The sequence below is a fragment of the Herbaspirillum sp. 1130 genome (assembly GCF_017833835.1).
In the GTDB taxonomy this organism is placed as follows: domain Bacteria; phylum Pseudomonadota; class Gammaproteobacteria; order Burkholderiales; family Burkholderiaceae_D; genus Herbaspirillum; species Herbaspirillum huttiense.
Window position 1 is genome coordinate 620,077 of sequence record NZ_JAFICQ010000003.1, and the last position, 23,252, is coordinate 643,328.

Annotated in this window: 15 protein-coding genes; 11 read left to right on the top strand and 4 right to left on the bottom strand. The window is 63.6% G+C overall.

Features of this window, described 5'->3' with window-relative positions; genetic code table 11:
- Positions 1-16: 16 nt before the first annotated feature.
- The 5 genes from JOD78_RS16410 to JOD78_RS16430 all read left to right on the top strand — a co-directional run bounded on the left by JOD78_RS16410 (position 17) and on the right by JOD78_RS16430 (position 5,998).
- Positions 17-520: a sugar dehydrogenase complex small subunit gene (locus JOD78_RS16410; RefSeq protein WP_209568457.1), complete on the top strand. Its 504-nt coding sequence runs from the start codon at positions 17-19 to the stop codon at positions 518-520.
- 18 nt (positions 521-538) lie between these two features.
- Positions 539-2,143: a GMC family oxidoreductase gene (locus JOD78_RS16415; RefSeq protein WP_034334885.1), complete on the top strand. Its 1,605-nt coding sequence runs from the start codon at positions 539-541 to the stop codon at positions 2,141-2,143.
- Positions 2,136-3,500 (top strand): cytochrome c, encoded by a 1,365-nt coding sequence (locus JOD78_RS16420; protein ID WP_209568455.1) that lies wholly within the window; start codon positions 2,136-2,138, stop codon positions 3,498-3,500. The genes JOD78_RS16415 and JOD78_RS16420 overlap by 8 nt, the downstream gene beginning before the upstream one ends.
- A 169-nt stretch (positions 3,501-3,669) precedes the next feature.
- Positions 3,670-4,518: an ABC transporter substrate-binding protein gene (locus JOD78_RS16425; RefSeq protein WP_209568453.1), complete on the top strand. Its 849-nt coding sequence runs from the start codon at positions 3,670-3,672 to the stop codon at positions 4,516-4,518.
- 106 nt (positions 4,519-4,624) lie between these two features.
- Positions 4,625-5,998, top strand: a complete 1,374-nt coding sequence (locus JOD78_RS16430; RefSeq protein ID WP_209568451.1) for an MFS transporter — start codon at positions 4,625-4,627, stop codon at positions 5,996-5,998.
- 42 nt (positions 5,999-6,040) lie between these two features.
- On the opposite strand, the gene JOD78_RS16435 is transcribed toward JOD78_RS16430, so the two are convergent.
- Positions 6,041-6,388 (bottom strand): FlxA-like family protein, encoded by a 348-nt coding sequence (locus JOD78_RS16435; protein WP_039790353.1) that lies wholly within the window; start codon positions 6,386-6,388, stop codon positions 6,041-6,043.
- Positions 6,389-6,581: 193 nt separating this feature from the next.
- On the bottom strand, positions 6,582-7,697 hold the full coding sequence (gene hppD, locus JOD78_RS16440; RefSeq protein WP_204725249.1) for a 4-hydroxyphenylpyruvate dioxygenase: 1,116 nt from the start codon (positions 7,695-7,697) through the stop codon (positions 6,582-6,584).
- Positions 7,698-7,844: 147 nt separating this feature from the next.
- On the opposite strand from hppD, the gene JOD78_RS16445 reads away from it, so the two are divergent.
- From JOD78_RS16445 to alkB, 4 genes are all read left to right on the top strand, one after another.
- A complete protein-coding gene (locus JOD78_RS16445) occupies positions 7,845-8,363 on the top strand; it encodes an Lrp/AsnC family transcriptional regulator (protein ID WP_039785713.1) in 519 nt (172 codons plus the stop codon).
- Positions 8,364-8,548: 185 nt separating this feature from the next.
- A complete protein-coding gene (gene ada, locus JOD78_RS16450; RefSeq protein ID WP_209568449.1) occupies positions 8,549-9,691 on the top strand; it encodes a bifunctional DNA-binding transcriptional regulator/O6-methylguanine-DNA methyltransferase Ada in 1,143 nt (380 codons plus the stop codon).
- Between the two features lie 53 nt (positions 9,692-9,744).
- Entirely contained in the window at positions 9,745-10,656 is a 912-nt protein-coding gene (locus tag JOD78_RS16455) for an alpha/beta hydrolase (RefSeq protein ID WP_209568447.1), read from the top strand.
- The gene (gene alkB / locus JOD78_RS16460) at positions 10,653-11,306 is read left to right on the top strand and encodes a DNA oxidative demethylase AlkB (protein ID WP_209568445.1); all 654 of its coding nucleotides are present in this window, start codon (positions 10,653-10,655) and stop codon (positions 11,304-11,306) included. The genes JOD78_RS16455 and alkB overlap by 4 nt, the downstream gene beginning before the upstream one ends.
- 11 nt (positions 11,307-11,317) lie before the next feature.
- On the opposite strand, the gene JOD78_RS16465 is transcribed toward alkB, so the two are convergent.
- On the bottom strand, positions 11,318-12,553 hold the full coding sequence (locus tag JOD78_RS16465; protein ID WP_209568443.1) for a DNA topoisomerase IB: 1,236 nt from the start codon (positions 12,551-12,553) through the stop codon (positions 11,318-11,320).
- A gap of 134 nt (positions 12,554-12,687) precedes the next feature.
- Positions 12,688-14,391: a ShlB/FhaC/HecB family hemolysin secretion/activation protein gene (locus tag JOD78_RS16470; RefSeq protein WP_209568441.1), complete on the bottom strand. Its 1,704-nt coding sequence runs from the start codon at positions 14,389-14,391 to the stop codon at positions 12,688-12,690.
- 250 nt (positions 14,392-14,641) lie between these two features.
- Here JOD78_RS16470 and JOD78_RS16475 point away from each other — a divergent pair, with 250 nt between their 5' ends.
- Together JOD78_RS16475 and JOD78_RS16480 are read left to right on the top strand one after the other, a co-directional pair.
- Positions 14,642-19,900 (top strand): filamentous hemagglutinin N-terminal domain-containing protein, encoded by a 5,259-nt coding sequence (locus tag JOD78_RS16475; protein ID WP_209568439.1) that lies wholly within the window; start codon positions 14,642-14,644, stop codon positions 19,898-19,900.
- A complete protein-coding gene (locus tag JOD78_RS16480; RefSeq protein WP_348534267.1) occupies positions 19,806-23,252 on the top strand; it encodes a hemagglutinin repeat-containing protein in 3,447 nt (1,148 codons plus the stop codon). The genes JOD78_RS16475 and JOD78_RS16480 overlap by 95 nt, the downstream gene beginning before the upstream one ends.

Sequence of the window (23,252 nt, forward strand, 5' to 3'; positions counted from 1 at the left end):
TCATTTGGACGACGACATGACACATCCCACACGCCGCCGGGTACTGAAAGTGGCGGGCCTGATGGCAGGTGCCGGCGCTGCCGGCCTGTTCTGGTCCCTGCCGCACCGGGTCACGGCACAAAACAATCCGGCGACCGTGCCGGTGGACGATTTTCTTCAGGTTTCCCGGCAACTGACTGAACGCCAGGATTTGAGTCCCAAGCTGGGCGCGGCCTTGCTGCTGGCCCTGTCCAAAACCGAAAAAGACCTGGCACCTCGCCTGCAATCGCTCAAGGCCCTGCTGCAAGCCCAGCCGGCGCTGCTGCAAGCCGAGCGCCTGGCCTTCCCGGCCGAGCAGGGCGACAGCGAAAAGCTGGCCCGCGTCATCCTCGGCGCCTGGTACGACGGCGTGGTCGGCAAGGGCAAGAACGCCCAGTACGTCACCTACATCAATACGCTCTCCAACGGACTGGTGAGCGGCAAGCTGGTGCCGCCCAGTTTTTCCTATGGTCCCTGCGGCAGCTGGTCGCGCCAGCCCTGATTTGCGAGAGTGACATTCATGAGTAATCCCAATTCCGCCGACGTGGTGGTGATCGGTGCCGGTGTGACCGGCGCCTTGCTGGCCACGCGCCTGGCCAAGACCGGCAAGTCGGTGCTGCTGCTGGAATCCGGCCCGCGCATGGGCCGCGACCAACTGGTTGAACGTTTCCGCAGTTCGGCTTTCAAGTCCGACTTCATGGCGCCGTATCCGTATTCGCCGCTGGCACCGCACCCGCGCTATACCCCGGAGCCCAACGGCTATCTGCAGCAGAAGGGGCCTCATGCCTTCAATGCGCAGTACATCCGCATGTTCGGCGGCACTAGCTGGCACTGGGCGGCGCAGTTGTGGCGCTATGTACCCAACGACTTCCGCCAGCACAGTCTGTATGGCGTCGGCAAGGATTGGCCGATCAGCTATGACGACCTGGAAGACTATTACTACCAGGCCGAGGTCATCGCCGGTGTCGGCGGTTCGCCCGAGAGTGGCTCGCCGCGCAAGCATCCTTTCCCGATGGAGCGGGTGCCGGCCTCGTGGCTGCAGCAACGCGTGACGGCCCGCCTGGCGCCGGAATTCACCGTGCTCGACGACAGCACCGGCCGCAACAGCCGCAACTATGACGGCCGTCCGGCCTGCTGCGGCAACAACAACTGCATGCCGCTGTGTCCCATCGATGCCCAGTATCACGGCGGGCTTGCTGCGCAGCAGGCCGAAGACAGCGGCGTACAGGTCATCACCGAGGCCGTGGTCTATCGCCTGGAACATGACGACAAAGGCCGCATCGCCGCCGTCCATTATTACGACTGGAACAAGGTCAGCCACCGCATCACCGCGCAGACCTTCGTGCTGGCCGCCAATGCCATCGAGACCCCCAAACTGCTGTTGATGTCGGTGAGCGACAAGTTCCCGCAGGGGATCGCCAACGCCCGCGACAACGTCGGCCGCAACCTGTGCGACCACCCGGCCATCGGCGTGACCTTCGATGTGGATGAAGAAATCTGGCCCGGCCGTGGTCCGGTCAGCCCTTGCTCCATCGGCCAGTTCCGCGATGGCGATTTTCGTGCGGAGCACGCGCCGTTCCGCATCGATATTTCCAATGCCTCGCAGGTGGCCTCGGTGACCAAGGAAGTGCTCGCCGAGGGTTACTTCGGCAAGCGCCTGGAAGAGCAGATCCTGTTCCGCGCCGCACGCCGCCTGAGCATCAAGAACGCGCTGGAACAACTGCCCGACCGCAACAACCGCGTGACCCTGGGCGACAAGAAGGATGAACTTGGCCTGCCCGTCCCGGCCCTGTACTGGAACGTGGACGACTACGTCGTCAAGGGCACCGAGAAGACCCGCGCCGCCTACGACGCCATCGCCGCCCGGCTGGGTGCGACCAACATCAAGCACAGCAAGAGCGGGGCGTTCTCCAATCGCCAGCACATCACCGGTACGCTCTCCATGGGCCTGGATCCGGCCACCAGCGTCACCGATGCCTGGGGCCGCGCACACGACCACGAGAACCTGTTCATGGTCGGCACCGGCGTCATGCCCACGGTCGGCACCTGCAACGTCACGCTGACCGCGATGGCACTGGCGCTGCGCACGGCCGACAAGATCATCGAGGAGAGCCGCCATGCGTAAGCCGTTCAAGCGCCTGCTGGCGCTGCTGTCCTTGCTGGGCGTGGTCGCGCTGGCCCATGCGGCCAATGATGCGCAGTTGATCAAGCGCGGCGAGTACCTGGCCATCGCCGGCGACTGCGCCGCCTGCCACAGCGAGAAGGGACGCGCCCCGTTCAGCGGCGGGCATCCGATCAGCAGTCCTCTTGGCACCATCTACAGCACCAACATCACGCCCTCCAAGACCCACGGCATCGGCCAGTACACGCCGGAGCAATTTGCCGCTGCCTTGCGTCGCGGCGTGCGTGCCGATGGCAGCAACCTGTATCCGGCCATGCCCTATACCGCCTATGCGCGGCTGAACGATGAGGATGTGGCGGCGCTGTACGCTTACTTCATGCAGGGCGTGCAGCCGGTGGACCAGGCTGCGCCGGCGACGGCGCTGCCGTTCCCGTTCAACATCCGCATGTCGATGAAGGCGTGGAACTGGCTGTTCCTGGACACCAAACCCTTTGAGCCCGATCGGGCACAATCGGCGCAGTGGAATCGCGGAGCCTACCTGGTGCAGGGCCTGGCCCATTGCAGCACCTGTCATACGCCGCGCAATGTGCTCATGGCCGAGCAACTGGAGCGCCGCCTGCAAGGGGCCTCGCTCGGCACCTGGTACGCGCCCGACATCAGCCCCGCTGCCTTGCAGGCCAAGCCGGCCTGGACCCGCGCCATGCTGGCCGAGTACCTGGCCAGCGGCCACGCCGCCAATGGGGCCACCGCCGGCGGACCGATGCTGGAAGCCATCGAAAAGAGTTTCTCGCGCATGAGCCGTGACGATCTGGATGCGATGGCCACCTATCTGCTGCCGGCCAGTCCGGCCGAGGCGGCTCCGGCGTCCGCGACTGCGCCGGCTGCTGCCGTCCCTGCGCTGACCCCGGTGCAGGGCGACGATACGCCCCAGGCGCTGGCCGCCATGAGCGTGGGTGCACGTGTCTATATGAACAATTGCGCCTCCTGCCACAACACCGGCGGCCAGGGCCTCAACGGCCTGCCATCCTTGCAGCAGCATCCGCTGCTGCGCCAGCCCAATGCCGACAACGTGGCCATGGCCATCCTCGAAGGCGTGCTGCCGGAGCACGGACAAGGCATGATCGGCTTTGCCCATACCTTGAACGATGGCGAGATTGCGGCGGTGACCAACTACCTGATGCAGGATCTGGGTGGCAGCAAGGTCAGCATCAGCGCCGAGCGCGTCAAAGCCTTGCGGGCCGGCGGTGAGCCCTCGCCGCTGTTGTGGGTGGCGCGCGGCGGCATGGTGCTGCTGGTGCTGGTCCTGCTGGGCGTGGCGCTCTGGTGGCGTCGTCGCCGCAAGCCCGGCACGGCAGGCTGAAGCCGAAGGATGACCTTCCAACGCTCCTGACATGTCATACCAGATGCCGCCCGGCCCACACCGGGCGGCTCTTTTTTGTGCTGCGTGGCGGCTTTTGCGTGGCAATGGTCTGCTGCGAGTGACATTCGGGATTGTTTCGGGCTATCCTCGACATTCGATGAGGAAAAGCATGAAAAAGATTTCGCAGCACCTGAAGCAACTGGGCATGGGCAGCCTGCTGCTGGCCAGCGCCTGGATGATTCCCGCTGCGGCACACGCGGACCGGCTCGGCGAGATCCAGGAGCGTGGCTCGCTGATCTGCGCCACGCTGGCCAGCAATGAGCCGCTGGGTTTCCCCGATCCGCAGAGCGGCCAGATCGTCGGTTTCGATGTGGACATGTGCAGTGCCATCGCCGCCAAGCTGGGCGTCAAGATGCGGCAGCGCAGTTTGACCATAGAGGCCCGTCTGCCGGCGCTGATCGAGGGCGAGGTCGACCTGGTCTCGGGCGCACTGGGCTATACCCGCGAGCGGGCGCGCCAGATCGATTTCACGGCTTCGCATTACCAGACGCCGATCAAGCTGCTCGTGTACAGCGATTCCGGACTGAATCTGGTCTCCGACCTGGAAGGCAAGCGTATCAGCGCCAATCGCGGTTCCACCCCGGAGCAGGCGGTGCGGCGCGTACTGCGCAAGGCCACCTTGCTGACTTTCCCTGAGACCCCGCAAACCTTCCTGGCGCTGGCCCAGCGGCAGGTCGATGCCATGGCCGTGGCCATGCCCTCGGGGATCCGCTTCGTCAACGAATCGGGCGGACGCTTCCGCTTCGTCGAAGGCGCACTGGCCTGGGAGCCGACGGCGCTGGGTGTCAAGAAGGGCGAGCACCGACTGCTGGACGCCGTCAACAAGGCGCTGGCCGCGCTGGAAAAGGACGGCGAGATCGACGCCATGTGGACCAAGTGGTTCGGTCCCAAGACCAAGTTCAATATTCCTCGCGACAAGAAGCTGACGCCCATTTCGGCATTCCGCCAGGCGGGCTGACGGCATCATTCGATCCGGGTGCTGCGGCGTCCGTTTCCTTGCTTGGTTTTCCTCGCGCACGGACAGAGCAACAGAGCAATAGAGAACAGAGCGACAGAGCAGGTTCATGGCAGTTACTTCCGCATCGTCTTCCACTTCCCCCGATCATCATGACGGCCTGCCGCCGCGCCAGCGGCTGCTGGCCATTGCCACGGTGGTGCTGGGCCTGAGCATCGCGGTGCTCGACGGCTCCATCGCCAATCTGGCGTTGCCGGTCATGGCCACCGACCTGAAAGCCAGCGATGCAGATGCCATCTGGGTCATCAACAGCTACCAGATCGCCATGGCGGTGTGCCTGCTGCCGCTGGCCTCGCTGGGCGAAGTGATCGGCTACCGGCGCGTCTACCTGGGCGGCTTGTTCCTGTTCACCCTGGCCTCGCTGGCCTGCGCGGCCAGCGGCGACATGCTGCAACTGAGCCTGGCGCGGGTGCTGCAGGGGCTGGGGGCGGCTGGCATCCTGTCGGTCAATACCGCGCTGATCCGCTTCATCTATCCGGCCCGGCAGCTGGGCCGGGCCATCGGCTACAACGCGCTGGTGGCCGGGACCGGCAATGCGCTGGGGCCCACCGTGGCCGGAGTCATCCTGCATCTGGGCTCGTGGCACTGGCTGTTCCTCATCAACATCCCGCTCGGGCTGGCGGCGCTGGCCGTGGGCAGCCGCGCCTTGCCGTTCAATCCCTTGTCGGCCCGCCGTTTCGATCGTCAGTCGGCGCTGCTGTGCATGGCCTTCATCGGCTTGCTGCTCTACACCATCGATGCCATCGGCCACCTGCAAGGCGGCTGGGTGGTGGCGGGCTGCGCGCTGCTGACCGCCATCAGCCTGGCATTGCTGCTCAAGCTGCAGTCGCCGAGCGCGCCCATGCTGCCGCTGGACCTGCTGCGCATCCCCTTGTTTGCCTTGTCGATCGGGACCTCGTTCTGCTCCTTTGCAGCGCAGATGGCGGTCTTCGTGATGTTGCCCTTCATGCTGCAGAATCATCTGGGTATGGGCGCCGCGCGTGCGGGCATGCTGCTGACGGCCTGGCCGGTGGCTGTTGCGCTGACCGGCGTGGTGGCCGGCAAGCTGTCGGACCGCGTCGCTGCGGGTTTGCTGGGGGGGATCGGGCTGGCCGTGATGTGCCTGGGATTGCTGGCCTTGCTGACGGTGGACCGCAGCACGCCCGATGGCCTGATGCTGTCCATGTTTGCGGTGTGCGGTATCGGCTTCGGACTGTTCCAGTCGCCCAACAACCGCACCATGATCAGTGCCGCGCCGCGTGAACGGACCGGCGGAGCCAGCGGCATGCTGGGCACGGCACGCCTGACCGGGCAGACCGTGGGGGCGTCGGTGGTGGCGATGCTGATGGGGTTCTCGGGCTCGCCGTATGCGCTGGTCCTGTGCTTTGCCGCCGCCCTGGCGGGCGCGGCCAGCCTGGTCAGCCTGTCGCGGCTGCGTTATTGAGCGGGAGGACCGGGCAGGGCGTTGAGACCGGGTTTGCCGGGCTTACAGCGCCGGTGCCACCGTCTCGCCGTGCGCATGCTGGTGCGCGGCATGGGCCGCCACGGAGAGCGCCATGCTGAGATAGTTTTCGCTGCGGCGGCGCTGCTGCGCCTGCTGCTGTTCCAGCGCAAACAATTGCTGGTAGAGATTGCGGATCTGCTGCTGCAGCAACTGGCGCTGCTGCTTGCCATCCCGGTTGCCCGGGAAACGCGCCAGGGACTGCGCCTGCTGCTGCAGGAGCAGGATGCGATGGCTCAATTGCGCCACCAGCTCGGCGGGGTCATGGTCCAGCGTGTCTGCCACTGCGACTTCGGCGTGGGCAGGTTGTTCTTGTTCATACGCGACGTTCATGCGAACTCCAGCCCAAAGGGGCGCAAGGATTGCAAGGGGACTGCGATAGTGCCTTCGCTTTGTTTTACGGCAGCCACGCGGACATCTTGAGCCACGGAAAGTAAAAAAAGTAAAGGCGCAGTCCCGTAAAGGGTGCTGCGCCTTCGACATGCGGGCGGCCTCAGGGCGGCCCGCAGTGGCTTCGGTCAGGGGATCAGATCACGCCACGGCGCATCTGGTCCAGCTCGATGGATTCGAACAGGGCCTTGAAATTGCCCTCGCCGAAGCCGTCATTGCCCTTGCGCTGGATGATTTCATAGAACACCGGCCCGATCAGGTTCTGCGTGAAGATCTGCAGCAGCAGGCCCTGGCCATCGGTGGGCGCGCCGTCGATCAGGATCTTCAGTTCACGCAAGGCAGCCAGGTCTTCGCCATGGCCGGGGATGCGGCGTTCCACCAGGTCATAGTAGGTGGCGATGGTGTCCTGCAGCGGCACGCCGCGGGCGTAGAGGGCACGCACGGTCTGGTAGATGTCGTCGGTGCCCAGGGCGATGTGCTGGATGCCTTCGCCGTTGTACTGCTTGATGAATTCCTCGATCTGCGACTTGTCGTCGGCACTCTCGTTGATGGGGATGCGGATCTTGCCACAGGGGCTGGTCATGGCGCGCGAACGCAGGCCGGTGACCTTGCCCTCGATGTCGAAATACTTGATCTCGCGGAAATTGAACAGGCGCGTATAGAACGACGACCAGGTATCCATCGCGCCGCGCATGACGTTGTGGGTCAGGTGGTCGATGTAGGTCAGGCCCACGCCCTTGGGATTGCGCTCCACGTTCGGGAAGAACTGGAAGTCGACGTCATAGATGGAGCCATTGTCGCCATAGCGGTCCACCAGATAGAGCAGCGAGCCGCCGATGCCGCGAATGGCAGGAATGTTCAGTTCCATCGGGCCCAGCTTGGCTTCCACGCCTTCGGCACCGAGTTCGAGTGCACGTTTGTACACATGGGCCGCATCCTTGACGCGGAAGGCCATGGCGTTCACCGAAGCCCCGTGCACCTGGGCGAAGGCGGCGGCATTGCTGCCGGGTTCGCCGTTGAGGATGAAGTTGATCTGGCCCTGGCGATACAGGGTCACATTCTTGGAGCGGTGGCGCGCCACGGCGGTGAAGCCCATCAGCTCCAGCACGGCGGCAATGCCGGCCGGGTCGGCGGCGGTGTACTCGACGAACTCGAAGCCATCGGTGCCCATGGGATTGTCGAACAGGTCGCCGCTGGCGCGGGCAGGGGAATTGGCGGCTGCGGTGGCGAACTGGGTGTCTGCGTGGCCCATCTGGTGTCTCCTCGTGTGGGGAGGGCCGGCAAGCGCGGCCCATGCGAGGAGTTTATTGCGTCAAGACTGCAATTTGTGATTGTTTTTTGCGCGATATATTAGATAATATGCACAAATAATTCTTAAATATGAACTTTGGAGAGACAAATGAGCATCATCAACGTGGACCGCTACGACCTGGCCTTGCTGACCGAACTGCAGCGAGATGGCCATATTACCAATAGCGCCCTCGGTCTGAAAGTCCACCTGTCCACTTCGCAGATCAGCCGCCGCGTGCAGCGGCTGGAAGAAGCCCATGTCATCGAACGCTACACCGCCGTGCTGGACCCGGCCGTGGTCGGTCTGGGCGTGACCGCGTTCACCACCGTGACCCTGGACCGCCAGGGCGAAACCCGAGGCGAACTCTTCGAGAAGGCCGTGGAAACGATGCCGGAGGTGACCGAATGTTTCTCCGTCACGGGCGAGGGCGATTATATCCTGCGCATCGTGGCCCCCGACCTGGCGGCCTTCTCTGAATTCATGATGACGCGCCTGCTGCGCCTGCCGGGCGTGACCAACGTCAAGTCCAACATCACCCTCAAAAAGGTCAAGCAGTCCCATGAACTGCCGCTGGAACACGTGATGCAGCCGGTGAAGTCGCGCCAGCGCATCCGCTTCTCGCAGTGAGGCTTCAAAAAGCATGATGCCCTTATTCAATGATTGGATGCCTCAATCATTGAATAATCGAATGATGCTTTTTATCAGGCTTTTCTCCGTTTCTGATCCGGCTCAGGAATTCAAAAGCAATCGCCGGAGTGCCGCCCCGTCAGCGCAGGCCTAGAATCAGTGGCATCCGATTCCGGGAGCGCTCCATGCTGACCATGACTTCTTCTCCTCCGCCGACTAGCTCCACTGCCTTCACCGCCGACGTCAACGGACTCGATCCCGACACCTGCTGGCAAGCCGTGCAGCAGCGCGATGCATCTTTCGATGGCCGGTTCTGGTATGCGGTGCGCACCACCGGCGTGTACTGCAAGCCCTCCTGCGGGGCACGCACACCCTTGCCCAAGAACGTGGCCTTCCACGCCAGCTGCGCTGCGGCCGAAGCAGCGGGCTTTCGTCCATGCCAGCGCTGCAAGCCGGACCAGCCGCCCTTGCACGAGCGCCAGGCACAGGCCATCGCGCAAGCCTGCCGCCTGATCGCGCAGGCCGAGGAACAGCCGGATACGGCCACGCTGGCGCAAGCCGTGGGCTTGAGCCGTCATCATTTTCATCGGGTCTTCAAGCAGCACACAGGACTCACTCCCAAGGCCTATGCCGATGCCCATCGCGCCGGCCGCCTCCGCGCGCAACTCGGCGGCAGTGCCAGCGTGACCGAGACGTTCTATGACGTCGGCTTCCATTCCAGTGGCCGCTTCTATGCTCAGAGCAAGGCGCAACTGGGCATGCAGCCGGCGACCTATCGTCGCGGCGGCCGTGGCGAGAAGATCCGCTTCGCCGTTGCGCAATGCTGGCTGGGAGCCTTGCTGGTGGCGGCCACGGAGCAGGGTATCTGCGCGCTCACCTTGGGCAGCGAGCCGGAGGAGTTGCTGCGGCAACTGCAGGATCGTTTCCCCCATGCCGATCTCGCCCCTGGCGATGCTGCCTTCGAGCAGACGCTGGCACAGGTACTGACCGCGCTGGACGATCCGCGACAGGGTGCCGCCTTGCCACTGGACGTGCGCGGTACCGCCTTCCAGCAGCGTGTGTGGCAAGCACTGCGCGCAGTGCCGCCCGGGATCACCTTGACCTATGCCGAACTGGCTGCGCGCATCGGCCAGCCTGCGGCGGTGCGGGCGGTCGCCAATGCCTGTGCGCGCAACGAGATCGCCGTGCTCATTCCCTGCCATCGCATCGTCCGGCTCGATGGCGCACCCTCCGGCTATCGCTGGGGCATCGCGCGCAAGAGCGCCTTGCTGGCGCGCGAAGCCGAGGGCAGGGAAGACGCCGCCAGCCCGAAAGACCAGCGCGCCTGAAGCCTTTGCCCTGCGCAGCTACAATAGGCCTTCCTTCATCGCTGGAGTTGCGCATGCATGTTCTTGGCAAGGCTGGTCTCGCATTCGCGGGCGCGGTACTGATCCTGGGTGGTGTGGTCGCCTGTTCGCCGCTGTCGGCCATCAATGCCGTCACGCCCGCTTCCTCCTACGTCAAGACCGAAGGGGTGGCCTACGCCAACACCGATAACCCGCGTCAAAAGCTGGACATCTATCGTCCTGCCAACGCGCCGGCCACCGCCTCCGGTCCGGGCTTGCCGGTAGTGGTGTTCTTCTATGGCGGCAGCTGGAACGAGGGTAGCCGCAAGGATTACGCCTTCGTCGGCGAGGCCCTGAGTTCACGCGGTTTCATCGCCGTACTGCCTGATTACCGCGTCTATCCCGAAGTGCGTTATCCCGATTTCGTGAAGGACAGCGCCCAGGCCGTGGCCTGGACCTTGCGCTCGGCGCGCGAGCTGGGTGGCGATCCGCAGCGCGTCTTTGTCATGGGACATAGCGCCGGTGCCTACAACGCCGCCATGGTGGCGCTCGATGCGCGTTGGCTGCGCGCAGCCGGGGCCTCGCCGGCACAGCTGCGCGGCTGGATCGGCCTGGCCGGTCCCTATGACTTCCTGCCCATCGAAAACGAGGATGTGAAACCGGTCTTCTTCGCGCCCGATTCGCCACCGGATTCGCAACCGGTGCGGCACGTGGAAGCCGGTGCGCCGCCCGCGTTGCTGATCGCCTCGCACAAGGACAAGCTGGTGGGCGCCGAACGCAATACCGGTGGCCTGGCCAAACTGCTGCGTGCACAGCAGGTGCCGGTGGTGGAGCGCTACTTCGACAACACCTCGCACGCTTCGCTGGTGGGCAGCCTCTCTCGGCCGCTGCGTTTCATCGCGCCGACTCTCGAAGAAGTGAGCCAATTCATTGAAAATCCGCCACCGCGTCCGGAGCCTTCCAAGTGACGGGTGACCTCTTCGCTGGCCTGGCGCGTGACCCTTCGGTGGAGACCATCACCGAAGGTGCGCTGCTGCTGCGCGCCTTTGTCGACGAAGAGGAAGCCGCAGCCTTGATGGCGGCCATCGACAAGGTTCTGGCCGCCTCGCCCCTGCGCCACATGCAGACCCCGGGCGGTTTCCGCATGTCGGTGGCGATGAGCAATTGCGGCCAGTTTGGATGGGTGACGGATCGCCGTGGCTATCGTTACCAGTCACTCGATCCATTGGCCGAGCGCGACTGGCCAGCCATGCCAGAGGCCTTTGCGGCATTGGCCGCGCGCGCCTCAGCGGCGGCGGGGTTTGCAGGATTCGATCCTGACGCTTGCCTCATCAATCGCTACGAACCCGGTGCGCGCATGTCGCTGCATCAGGACAAGAATGAACTGGACATGGACCAGCCCATCGTCTCCGTCTCGCTCGGTCTGCCCGCGACCTTCCTGTTCGGTGGCATGGCGCGCACCGACAAGCCGCAGCGCATGCGGCTGGAGAGTGGCGATGTGGTGGTGTGGGGTGGCCCGGCGCGGCTGGCCTTCCATGGCGTCGATCCCTTGCGCGACGGCGAGCACCCGCTGACCGGGCGCTGCCGCTACAACCTGACTTTCCGCCGCGCGCGCTGAGCGCTGCCGATTCAGGCGCGTGCCGCTGGCCGCGCCGCTTTTCTGCGCGGCACCGAAGCGGTGGCGGTGCGCGCGGCAGGTTTGCGACGTGGCTTGCGGGCCGGTTGTTGTTCCGCCTCTTGCAGACGCTGTTGCAGCAAGGCCAGTACAGCGGCTTCCTCCGGTGACAGATCCTGCAACTCTTCCACCAGTTCGGCCTGCACCCGTTCTTCCAGCCGCTCCGCAAAACTGCCGTCCAGGTAGCTTTCGATGACGGCAGGATGCACGTAACACTTGCGGCAGATGGAAGGCGTATTGCCCAGGCGGCGCGCCACGTTCTCGATGGCGCGCACCACGTTCTGCTTGGCCTGCGCCTGCGAGTCCACCCGCTCGAAGGCCTGCAGCGCCAGTGTGGCCAGCACCGTGCCGGCCCAGGTGCGGAAATCCTTGGCACTGAAATCCTCGCCCGCCGCTTCACGCAGATAGGCATTCACGTCACCCGAATCGATGCAGTGGCGCTCGCCCTCGTCATCCACGTACTGGAACAGTTCCTGCCCCGGCAACTCGCGCATTTTGCGGATGATGCGGGCCACGTAGGGATCGTGCAGCTTGATGTCATGCTGCACGCCGCTCTTGCCGCGGAAGCGGAACAGCACATCGCTGCCATCCACGCGCACGTGGCGATGGCGCAGCGTGGTCAGGCCGAAGGATTGATTCTGTTTGGCGTATTCGTCATTGCCCACGCGCATGAAGGTGGTCTGCAGCAGATGCACGACAGCGGCCAATACTTTCTGCCGATGCAGGCCGGGACGTTTCAGGTCTTGCTCCACCACGCGGCGGATGGTTGGCAGCGCACGCGCAAAACTGATCATGCGCAGGTACTTGGCATCATCGCGCACCGAGCGCCAGCGTGCGTGATAGCGATACTGCTTGCGTCCGCGCGCATCGCGTCCGGTGGCCTGGATGTGGCCGTTGGCGTGCGGGCTGATCCAGACGTCTTCCCAAGCGGGCGGGATGGCCAGAGACTTCAGGCGCGCCACCACATCGTCATCACGAATGAGCTCGCCGTGCGCATCGTGATAAGCGAAGCCCTTGCCACGCCGGCTGCGGCGTATGCCCGGCATGCCGTCGTTGACGTAGCGCAGCTGGTTGGCGCGGGCGATGTCGATGGCCTCGCCCTGATAGCGGGCATCGGAGGGCGGCGGGGCCGAAGGCGACGGCGATGACGATGATGAAGATTGTTCGGACGCTGCGGCGATACGATCCATGGTGGTCTCCTCGGACGCTGTCCGCCGGGAGATCCGGCGGCCGTCCATGCGGGCCATTATTGAGCAATCGCCGTGATGCGGCAGTCAGCCATCGGCCGGGGATGGTGTGGGATTTTTCCGGCAGGCAGCTCGACTCAGAACGCCCATTGCAGGTTGAAGCCGCCCGTCACGGCCGCCGTCTGGAAGCCTTGCGGCTTGGCCAGGGGCGTGGCCACGAACATGTCATAGCTCAGCTTGCCGAGGTTGCCGCGCAAGCCCAGCGCCGCCCCCGTGAGCCGCTGGCCGGTGAGGAATTGCGCCGAGGGCCCTGCGACCGCGCCGGTATCGATACCGGCAAACACTTCCTGTCCGCTCTCGCCCAGGCTCAGCGCCAGTTCATTGCGCAGGAACCAGCCACGCTCGGCCTGCAGCGTCAGTTCGCCGTCGAAACCGCGCACCGTATAACGGCCGCCGATGGAGAACTGATCCTGTGGCGGCAGACTGCCCCGGTTCCACTGCGCGCGCAGCGTGCTGCTGTAGCGCAGGCGCGCACCGGCCAGCTGGAACGGCGCATTGAGGGAGGCATCCAGCAGCCACAGACCATAGCGCGTGCCGATCTGCGGCAGGTCGAAGGGCGAGCTGGGCTCGGCTCCTTGCGTATCGAGTGAACGGCGATAGGCCAGCGTGGCATCGGCAATCGCATCGCCCAGAAACTGCCGGTGATTCAGTCCCGCTTCCCACGCCGTGGTGCGGCGTTGCTGGGCGCCGACTTCGAGTTCGTCAATCGCGTTGTAAGCCTTGCGCAGCAAGGCTTTGCCGAAGGCCGTGGTCTTGCCGGCCGCATCGCGATGGAGCAGGCGAGACAGTTTGAATTCGGTGGTTTCGGAACGCCCGCTGTAGACGAAATTCTCGAAGGCCCCCGCGACCGTCTGGTGATAGCGGTTGCCCGACATCGTCACGGCCGCCATCCAGTTGCCCAGCGGGAGCGAGTAATGCAGCGTGTAGGCATGGCTGCCGTGGTCGCCGTAGTGATTCAGGCTGCGGCTGACGCTGACGTAGAAGAGGTCATTGAGGGTCCACCAATTGTCATAGGACAAGGTCAGCCCGGCCAGGTATTTGCCGGTGGCCTTGGCACCGCCATCGTCGAGCGATGCCGTGAGACGGAAGGGGAAAGCCTGCTGGTACTGGATCACCAGATCGCTGTCGCCCGCCTCGGCCCCCTTGTCCTCGGAGGGCGTGATCTTGATGTCGGCCTGCACGGTCGGCAGGCGCTTGAAATTTTCCAGGCCCTGTTCGATATCGCGCAGGTTGAGGATGTCGCCCGGGCTGATGGGCAGGGCATTGAAGGCGGTCCCGCGCGCATCGGCGTCGGGCGCAAAGCGGATGTGGCGCACGCGCCCCGGCACCACGCTCAGCACCAGCCGTCCCGTCGACAGATCTTGCGGACGTGCCAGCACGCGCGTGGTGGTGTAGCCGCGCGCGACGATGGCGCTCTCGACCCGGGCCAGGACCAGGTTCACCCCTTGCGAGCCCAGGCAGCGGCCCACCGCGCCACGTTCGCCGGTGACGCTGTCGAGCGCAAAACGAAAACGCTCGGCCTGTTCACCCTCCAGCGCAATCGCCGTGATCCTGCGGCAGGGTTGCTCCTGCTCGGGGAAATCCTGCGCCATCGCGCTGGCGGCGGGGGTACCCAGATTCACGTCAGGACGCTGCTCCTGTTGCTGGCGCAGGGCGCGTTCGCGCTCGCGCTGCAACTGCTCCTGGTTGACGGCGGTTTGCCCGTGGGCAAGGGAAATGACCAGATTCAGACCAAGGATGAGTACAAATCGGGGAGACGGCGAACGGAAGATGGAAGACATCGGAAACATGGTGAGTCGTCCCAAAGCCACACTGGGCAAGGGATTCAAAAGAAATGGGAGGGCTGGCAAAACAAGTGTTGGTTTTTGCCTACAGGAAAGCTTCTCGTGTACTGAAAAATCACCTTTCCTCGTTAACCTAAATTAACATCCCGACCCTGGCAAGCAAAATATTGCTAACCGGAAACGGAAAACAACGAATCGGGGTTCGTTGTCGTGGCCGGTCATAACGACAACAGCACCCGGGGTTTTCATGAATCGTCAGCGTTACAAGCTGGTTTTCAACCGGCATCGTGGCCAGTTGATGGCCGTTGCAGAAATCGCCTCCAGTATCCAGCATCACGGCCGCACATCGGCCAACGGTGCGGCGATGCCGGACCTGTTACCGTCCGCTTTGCGCTTTTCGCTGCTGGCGGTAGCGCTGGCCCTGGCCATGAACACCGTGGCCCATGCGCAGATCCTGGGCGACCGCAGCGCCCCGCGCAATCAGCAGCCGACCGTGCTGGCCACGCCCAATGGCGTGCCGGTGGTCAACATCCAGACCCCGGGTGCAGCGGGGGTGTCGCTCAACAGCTACCGGCAATTCGATGTCGGCCCCAATGGCGCCATCCTCAACAATGCGCAGGGCACCACGGCCACCCAGCTGGGCGGCTATGTGGCGGGCAATCCATGGCTGGCCACGGGCGCAGCGCGCGTGATCGTGAACCAGGTCAACTCGGCCAACCCCAGCTATCTGCGTGGCTACCTGGAAGTGGCGGGGGCGCGGGCGCAGGTGGTGGTGGCCAATCCGGCGGGCATCACCTGTTCCGGTTGCGGCTTCATCAATGCCAATCGCGCCACGCTCACCACGGGCGTACCGCAGATCGTCAACGGCAATCTGGACAGCTATCGCGTGTCCAGCGGTGCGGTGCGCATCGAGGGCAACGGCATGGATGCCAGCCGCACCGATTACGCCGAGATCATCGCGCGCGCCGTGCAGGTCAATGCCGGCATCTGGGCCCCCGAACTCAAGGTCAGCGCGGGCCTCAACACCGTCAGCGCGGATCACGCCAGCGTGGTTCCCGGTGTGGCCGCCACCGACGCCGCACCGGCGGTGGCCATCGACGTGGCGCAACTGGGCGGCATGTATGCCGGCCACATCTATCTGACCTCCACCGAGCATGGCGTGGGCGTGCGCAACGCGGGCAACATCGGCGCGTCGGTAGGCCAGGCGGTGGTGACGGCCGATGGCCGGCTGGAGAACAGCGGCAGTCTCACTGCTACCGGCCTGCTGGCGGTGCAGACCACAGGCGGCATCAGCAATGCGGGCGAACTGGGCAGCAAGAGCGCGGCCAGCCTCAACACCACAGCGCTGGACAACAGCGGCAGCATCGCCAGTGCCGGTGCGCTGACGGTGCAGGCCAGCGGCGCGCTGCAGAACACCGGCAGCATCGGCGGCGAGGGCAATGTGCAGATCGCCGCCGCCAGTATCGACAACCGCAACAGCATCGGCAGCAGCACTTCCCTGGCCGTGCAGGCCGCCGGTTCCCTCAGCAACAGCGGCACGCTGCAGGCCAATGCCGATGCCAGCATCAACGCCGCCAGCGTGGACAACAGCGGTACCGTGCGTGCGGCGCAGGGTGCGCTGAACGTCAGCAGCAGCGCCCGCACCGGCAACAGCGGACGCATGGAAGCGGCGCAGGCCGTGAACCTGCAGGTCGGCAGTCTCGCCAACAGCGGCGCCGTCAATGCCGGCGAGCGCTTGCGCATCGAGGCTGCACAGAGCGTCAGCAACGACGGCACCCTGGCCGCCAATGGACCCGTGGCCGTGCAAGCCGCCAGCCTGGCCAACCGGGGAACGCTGGCCTCCAGTGCAGATGCGGTCAACGTGACGACCAGCGGAACCCTGGCCAACCAGGGCCAGGTGAATGCCGCACAAGCACTCACGCTGACAGCGGCAGGCATCGACAACCACAGCGGCAAGCTCAGCGCCAACGACATCCGCATCGACAGCCAGAACCAGTCCCTCGACAATCGCCAGGGCGACATCGCCGCGCAGCGTGACGTCCGCATCGCCAGCGGCGCGCTCGATAACGGCAGCGGCAACATCGTCGCGCAGGGCAAGCTCGACATCCGCAGCGGCGACCTCGGCAATGACGGCGGCCTGCTGCAAGCGGGCGATGCGTTGAGCCTGGATGCCGGCAGCAACACCGTGCGCAACGCCAATTCCGGCAGCGCGCGCGGCATCGTGGCGCAAGGTCCGCTGAGCGTGAGGGCAGGGGCGCTGGTCAATCGGGGCAATGTCTCGTCCAACGGCGACATCAGCCTCAAGACCACCGGCCTGGACAACGATGCCGGCGTGATCGGTGCCAATGGCAAGCTGACGGTGGAGGGCAGTGCCGTGAGCAATCGCGGCGGCTCGCTGCAGGCCAGACAGGGCGTGGATCTGCAGGTGGGCAGCGGCAACGTGGACAACAGCGCGGGCCTGATGCGCTCGGATGGCACCGTCAACGTGCAGGCCGGGACCGTCCGCAACGACAGCACCCAGGGCCAGAACCAAGGCATCGAAGGCGCCACCGTCAGCGTCAGCGCGGCCGATATCAGCAACCGCCAGGGCGCGATGCGCGGTGACGCCATCACGCTCACCGCCGGCACCCGCATCGACAACAACGCCGGCCTGATCTCCGCCACCAACAGCGCCAGCCTCACGGATGCCAACCCGGCCAGCCGCGCGCTGGTCATCGACAACAGCAACGGCACCGTCATCGCCGGACAGCAGACCAGCGTTTTGGCCTATTCCTTCACCGGGAGCGGCAGGTTCCTGAGCCAGAAGGACCTGCGCATCGACCTGGTGGCGTCGATTCTTCATACCGGCCAGATAGGGGCGAGCGGTGACATCGACCTGCGCACCGCAGGCACCTTCGCCAATGCCGGTGCGGTCGGTGCGGGCGGCACGCTCATGCTCACCGCCGCCACCATCGACAACCAGGCCAGCGGCTCGCTGGTGGGCAATACCCTGAAGCTCAAGGCCACCGACGTTCACACCTTCATCAACCGTGGCCTGATCGATGGCGTCAATACTGTCATCGAGAGCAGCACCGTCAACAACCTTGGCACCGGCCGCATCTATGGCGACAACATCGCCATCGGTGCGGACGTGCTGAACAACCAGGCCGAGACCGTCAACGGCGTGACCAGCGCACCGGTCATTGCGGCCCGCAACCGCCTCGACATCGGCGCGGGCGTGGTCAACAACAGCGAGCACGGGCTGATCTATTCGGTCGGCGACATGGCCATCGGCGGCGCGCTGGACGCCAACAAGAAAGCCACCGGCAGCGCCCGCGAGATCAACAACAGCAGTGCCACCATCAATGCCGATGGCAACCTGAGCATTGCGGCGGGAAGCATCAACAACACCAATGCGCATCTGGAGACGACGGACCAGACGGGGCCGGGCAATCGCATTGTCAGTTATCGCGTCAATGGTTCGTCGACGTTGATCGATGGGAACACGGCCAGTCTGGTCAACATCGGTTCGGGACAGGTGGTAGGACCGACCAACTGGCGGGCCATGGGCGATGAAGACAATTTTCGTCTTGTCCTGCCGTCATCGGCTTATCCAGCGGAACGCTATGGTCCTCCTTTCACTTATTCGAAGGGTGTCAAGGGGGGCGACGATGCCATCGCGCCAGCTTATTTCCCGGGATGGCAGGACGGTAGTGCGGGCGGCGATTCGACCGTCGTCGATCATCCGGCCATCTTCAACTACGAGGTGACGGATCGCGTCTGGCAAGTGATGGGCGTGACACCGCCGGAGGCGCTCGGGCCCATTCCCATCATGCCGCTTCCTACCGAGAACTGCTATGAGTCTTGCAGCACGACGCTACCCAGTGCGGAAGAGATGGCCAAGTACAAGGCGGAGTACGCAGTCTGGAAGCCCAAGTACGATGCCTACATGGCGGCGACGCTTGCGCTCAATGACAAGATCATCGCTTTCAACAACAACGTCCGCAGCCGTTCCTATCGAGAATGGACCATCTACGACGGTACCGAACAGATCACGCGCACGGTCGTCACCAAGAGCGATCCGGGCATGATCACGTCCGGCGGCAACATGAGCCTGGCCGCTGGCACGGTCAACAATTACGCCAGCCAATTCATCGCGGGCGGCACGGTGGCCGGCGACAGTGTCAACGGCACCAACCTCAACAACACCGGCCCGCTGGGCCGCCAGCGCGTGGTCTCGACGGGCTCGGCCAGCTACACCTACGTCAAGAGCCACACCTTCAGCGCAGATGATCGTCGCTATGACAATGCGCCGTATCAGTCGCAGGACATCGTCACCAACTTCCAGCTGGACATCACGCCGACCAGCGGAGCCGGACCTAATCGCCAGAATTCGGTACGCGCGGTGGCCTCGTCGGTATCGGGAGCCTCGGGTGCGAGTGCAGGCGCGGCCAGCATCCGCATCGCCAACCTCGACCTGACGCTGCCCAACAATGCGCTCTTCCGCATCAACGCGGGCTCGGCGCAGCGCTTCCTGGTGCAGACCGATCCGCAGTTCGTGGGCACGCGCAGCTGGCTGTCGTCGGATTTCATGTTGAATCAACTGGGTTTGACGGGCAGCGTGCGGCAGCTGGGGGATGGGTTCTATGAACAGCAACTGATCCAGCGCCAGGTGCAGCAGATCACCGGCCAGCGGTATCTGGCCGGATACAGCAGCAATGAAGCGCAATACCAGGCCTTGATGAATGCGGGCGTGCAGGTGGCGCAATCGCAGCGCTACACGCTGGGCGTGGCGCTGACCGATGCGCAGATTGCGGAACTGAAGACGGACATCGTCTGGCTGGTCAAGCAGACCGTGACGCTGGCCGATGGCAGTACGCAGGAAGTGCTGGTGCCGCAGGTGTACATCCATGCCTCCAATGTGCAGGTGACCGGGCAGGGCACGCTGATCGCGGGCAATGATGTGGCCTTCCAGGCGGCGCAGGATATCGTCAACAGTGGCGGCACGATTGCCGGTCGCCAGAGCGTTTCGCTGGCGGGCAACAATGTGCAGAACCTGGGCGGGCGCATCAGCGGCAGTGACGTGACGGTGGCGGCGGCGCAGGACATTAACAACATCGGCGGCACCATTGATGCGCGCAATACGCTGGTGGCCAGTGCGGGTCGTGACATCAACAGCGCTGCCACCACGGTAGCAACGGCCAATGCGGTCACCAGCGGGACCAACATCAACCAGAATGCGTCGATGTCGGTGTCCGAGAGCAATGGCTCGCTGACTGCCGTAGCCGGGCGCGACATCAATCTCAAGGCCAGCAGCACCTCTGCGGATAACGTGACGTTGGTTGCGCAACGTGACGTGAACCTGTCGACCGTGCACGAAACGTCTCAAGAAAAAATCACCTGGGACAACAACAACCGCGCCGAAGTCAACCGTGACAACGCCATTGGCAGCACGGTCCAAGGCAAGGAGATCAGCGTCACGGCCAAGCTCTTCCTCCGCAACGGCGATCTCGGCAAACCTGCCTAATCGATTTGCGGGGCGCCAGAGCGTTTCTCTGGCGGGCAACAATGTACAGAACCTGGGCGGGCGTATCAGCGGCAGTGACGTGACGGTGGCGGCGGCGCAGGACCTCAACAACCTGGGCGGCACCATCGACGGCAGCAACAGCGTGACACTGGCTGCCGGACGCGACATCAACGTCAACAGCACCAGCGTCAGCACCGCCAATGCGGTGACCAGCGGCACCAACATCAACCAGGTTGCCAGTGTCAGAGGCAAGGACATCACCATGGCCGCTGGCCGTGACGTCACGGCCAATGCAGCCGTGGTCGCCGCAACGGGCGATGTGAATCTGGCCGCAGGCCGCAACGTCAGCCTGGGGACGGTCAACGAGAACTTCCGGCAGCAGATCAGCTGGGCCAATGACAGCGGTGCTTCCAACTGGGTCGGCACGTTGACAGGCCCGAATCTGGTGGACCAGTCCAACGGTGCGCACGGCATCAGCGAAAGCGGCGTGAACCGCGCCACGCTCACCGGCAGCAAAGATGTGACCACGCAAGTCAGCGGCAACAACATCAGCATCCGCGCCGGTCAGGACGTGGTGACCAAGGGCACGCAGATCGTGGCCGAGGGCGCGCTCAGTGCAACGGCCGGGCGTGATGTGCGCATCGAGACGGCCAACGAATCCGGCAGTGCAAGAGATGAACACCAGCACAGCTCTGGCGGCCTGCTCACGGCCACGTCGGTCAAGACGGATGATTCCAGCAGCTACAGCCGAAACGTGGGCAGCACTTTCTCGGGGAACACCGTGGCGGTGCGTGCAGGCAATGATGTGAACATCACCGGTAGCGATGTGGTGTCCACACAGGGCACGGCGCTGGCGGCGGGCAATAACGTGAACATCGTGGCCGCAACGGACAGCAGCACACAGCGCAACTTCCGGCAGGAGACCAAGAGCGGCGTAATGGGGGCGGGCTTTGGGGTGACGGTGGGTAGCCGGGTGCAGAGTCATGATGTGGATGGGCAGAGCAAGACGGCGGCTGCTTCGACGGTGGGCAGCGTGGAGGGCAATGTCAGTATCGTCGCGGGCAATCGCTATACGCAGGTGGGTAGCGATGTGGTGGCGCCGAAGGGGGATATTGATATCGCCGCGAAGTCGGTGGAAATAAAAGCGGCCGAACAAGCGAGCAGAACCGTCACCGAAGACAAGTACAAGCAAAGCGGTGTCACTTTGTCGGTCACCAGTCCGGTGATTTCAGCGATGCAGTCGGTCGATCAGATGTCTGATGCGGCGAGCAAGACCAAGAGCGGCCGTGCCAAGGCATTGGCTGCAGCGACGGCGGGCATGTCGGTCTACAGCGCTGTGGGAGATATGCAGAAAGCGTCGGCAGAAGGCAGCGGCAACATCGGCATCAGCGTGATGCTGGGCAGCAGCCAGAACAGCAGCCGTACCGAACAGAATACGGTGACACAACGCGGCTCGACGGTGGCCTCCGGCGGCAACATGAGCATCCGCGCCACCGGCGGTGGCACTGACAGCAATATCACCATTGCGGGCAGCGACATCAATGCCAAGGGAAATCTGGCGCTGAAGGCGGACAACGACATCAACCTGATTGCGTCGCAGAACACGGACGAACAGCATGGCGATCGTTCGTCGTCGTCCTGGGGAGTAGGTTTTACGGCGCAGTTTGGTTCGCAGACCAAGTTCGGCTTTACCGCCAATGCGGCGGGTAGTCGCGGCAATAGCGACGGCAAGGACGTGTCCAATGTCATGACCCAAGTGCGCGCGGGTGGTCAGGTCAATATCGATTCCGGACGGGATACGAATCTGATTGGCGCGACTGTCTCAGGTGACAAGGTTGTGGCCGATGTGGGACGCGACCTGAACATCGCCAGCGTGCAGGACACCAGTACCTTCAAGAGCCGGGATCAGAGCATTGGCGGCAGTGCGACCATCGGCTATGGATCGGGTGCCAGCGTCAACGCCAGCCGCAGCCGGGTGGATGCGGACTATGCGAGCGTGGGCCAGCAGGCGGGGATCATGGCGGGTGATGGTGGATTCCAGATCAACGTCAAGGGCAATACGGACCTCAAGGGTGCGCAGATTGCCAGCACCGACAAGGCGGTGGAAGAGGGCAAGAACAGCCTGACAACCGGGACCTTGACGAGCAGTGATATCCAGAACCGTAGTCAGTACTCGGCGGAAAGCCAGAGTGTTAGTGCGGGTACATCCGGAGGGAAACCGGGTGGTGGTGCTGGGATCGGCAATGCATCTGGTAGCGAGACTAGCGTGACACGCAGTGGTGTGTCAGGTGGTGCTGTGAAGATCACCGATGCACAGGCGCAGCAGGCGAAGACCGGACAAAGCCCGGATCAGGTCGTGGCCTCGCTGGATACGTCGGTGCGCACGGGCAAGGACAGCAGCAATAGCCTGGCGAAGAACTGGAATGGCAATGAGCTGCGTGAGGATGTGGAGGCGCAGGCGAAGATTACGCAGGCGTTTGGGCAGCAGGCTTCCACACTGATTGGAAACTATGCGGAAGAACAGCAGAAGAAGGCTGGCGAGTTACGCAAGCAGGCCGCCACCACAAGTGATCCACAACTGGAAAAAGAACTTAACGATCAGGCTAATGCCCTTGACAGTAATTGGGGAGCAAACGGAGCTATGCGTATTCTCGCTCATACCCTAGTTGGAGGGCTGACGGGAGGAGGCGCTGGTGCTGCGGGGGCTGCCGTTGGCACATTGACTGCACCTGTGGTCACTGCTGTGCTGAAGCAGGAAGCACTTGATGGTGGTTTGACTAAGACGCTGATAGGTTTGGCCAGTACCCTTGCCGGTGCTGCTGTAGGAGGAAATGCCGGGGGAGCAGCAGGGTATAACGAAGTGTTAAATAATTGGCTTAGCCATATACCTCCCAATCTAGCTACACTTTCCGAACGTCAGCAGTATGACGCTGCGGTCGCGGGGTGTGCGCGAGGAGATCAAGATGCTTGTTCTAGGCGTGATGTACTAGTTCAACTTTCTCATTCTAGGGATGCCGCACTAGCACAAGCCTGTTCCGGAAAAACACCTGATGCATGTGCGGTACAGGTTCGTGATGCTACGACTAACGGCAATATTGTTTCAACCATTCCTGGTATCAGTTTTACTTATGCTAACAGTCCTATTCCGAGTGATCTAAACATCGCTACCATTGGAACAATTCCAAGAAGTGATTCATTCCATGATAAAGCCGCTGAGACTACCTCGTTAGCTCTAATCTTAGCTGGGCAAGACCAAATGCTGAGTTCGCTGATTGGAACCGTCTTACGAGGGTTGCGAGCTAGCTTTGATGAGATTGTTGATTTGCTCGCAGATTTGACCCTCTCCATTTGA

Coding starts and splice junctions, on each gene's coding strand:
- JOD78_RS16420 (WP_209568455.1), top strand. CDS start 2,136: ATGCGTAAGCCGTTCAAGCGCCTGCTGGCGCTGCTGTCCTTGCTGGGC.
- ada (WP_209568449.1), top strand. CDS start 8,549: ATGCTGACCATGACTTCTTCTCCTCCGCCGACTAGCTCCACTGCCTTC.
- JOD78_RS16475 (WP_209568439.1), top strand. CDS start 14,642: ATGAATCGTCAGCGTTACAAGCTGGTTTTCAACCGGCATCGTGGCCAG.
- JOD78_RS16415 (WP_034334885.1), top strand. CDS start 539: ATGAGTAATCCCAATTCCGCCGACGTGGTGGTGATCGGTGCCGGTGTG.
- JOD78_RS16435 (WP_039790353.1), bottom strand. CDS start 6,388: ATGAACGTCGCGTATGAACAAGAACAACCTGCCCACGCCGAAGTCGCA.
- hppD (WP_204725249.1), bottom strand. CDS start 7,697: ATGGGCCACGCAGACACCCAGTTCGCCACCGCAGCCGCCAATTCCCCT.
- JOD78_RS16410 (WP_209568457.1), top strand. CDS start 17: ATGACACATCCCACACGCCGCCGGGTACTGAAAGTGGCGGGCCTGATG.
- JOD78_RS16470 (WP_209568441.1), bottom strand. CDS start 14,391: ATGTCTTCCATCTTCCGTTCGCCGTCTCCCCGATTTGTACTCATCCTT.
- JOD78_RS16445 (WP_039785713.1), top strand. CDS start 7,845: ATGAGCATCATCAACGTGGACCGCTACGACCTGGCCTTGCTGACCGAA.
- JOD78_RS16430 (WP_209568451.1), top strand. CDS start 4,625: ATGGCAGTTACTTCCGCATCGTCTTCCACTTCCCCCGATCATCATGAC.
- JOD78_RS16455 (WP_209568447.1), top strand. CDS start 9,745: ATGCATGTTCTTGGCAAGGCTGGTCTCGCATTCGCGGGCGCGGTACTG.
- JOD78_RS16425 (WP_209568453.1), top strand. CDS start 3,670: ATGAAAAAGATTTCGCAGCACCTGAAGCAACTGGGCATGGGCAGCCTG.
- JOD78_RS16465 (WP_209568443.1), bottom strand. CDS start 12,553: ATGGATCGTATCGCCGCAGCGTCCGAACAATCTTCATCATCGTCATCG.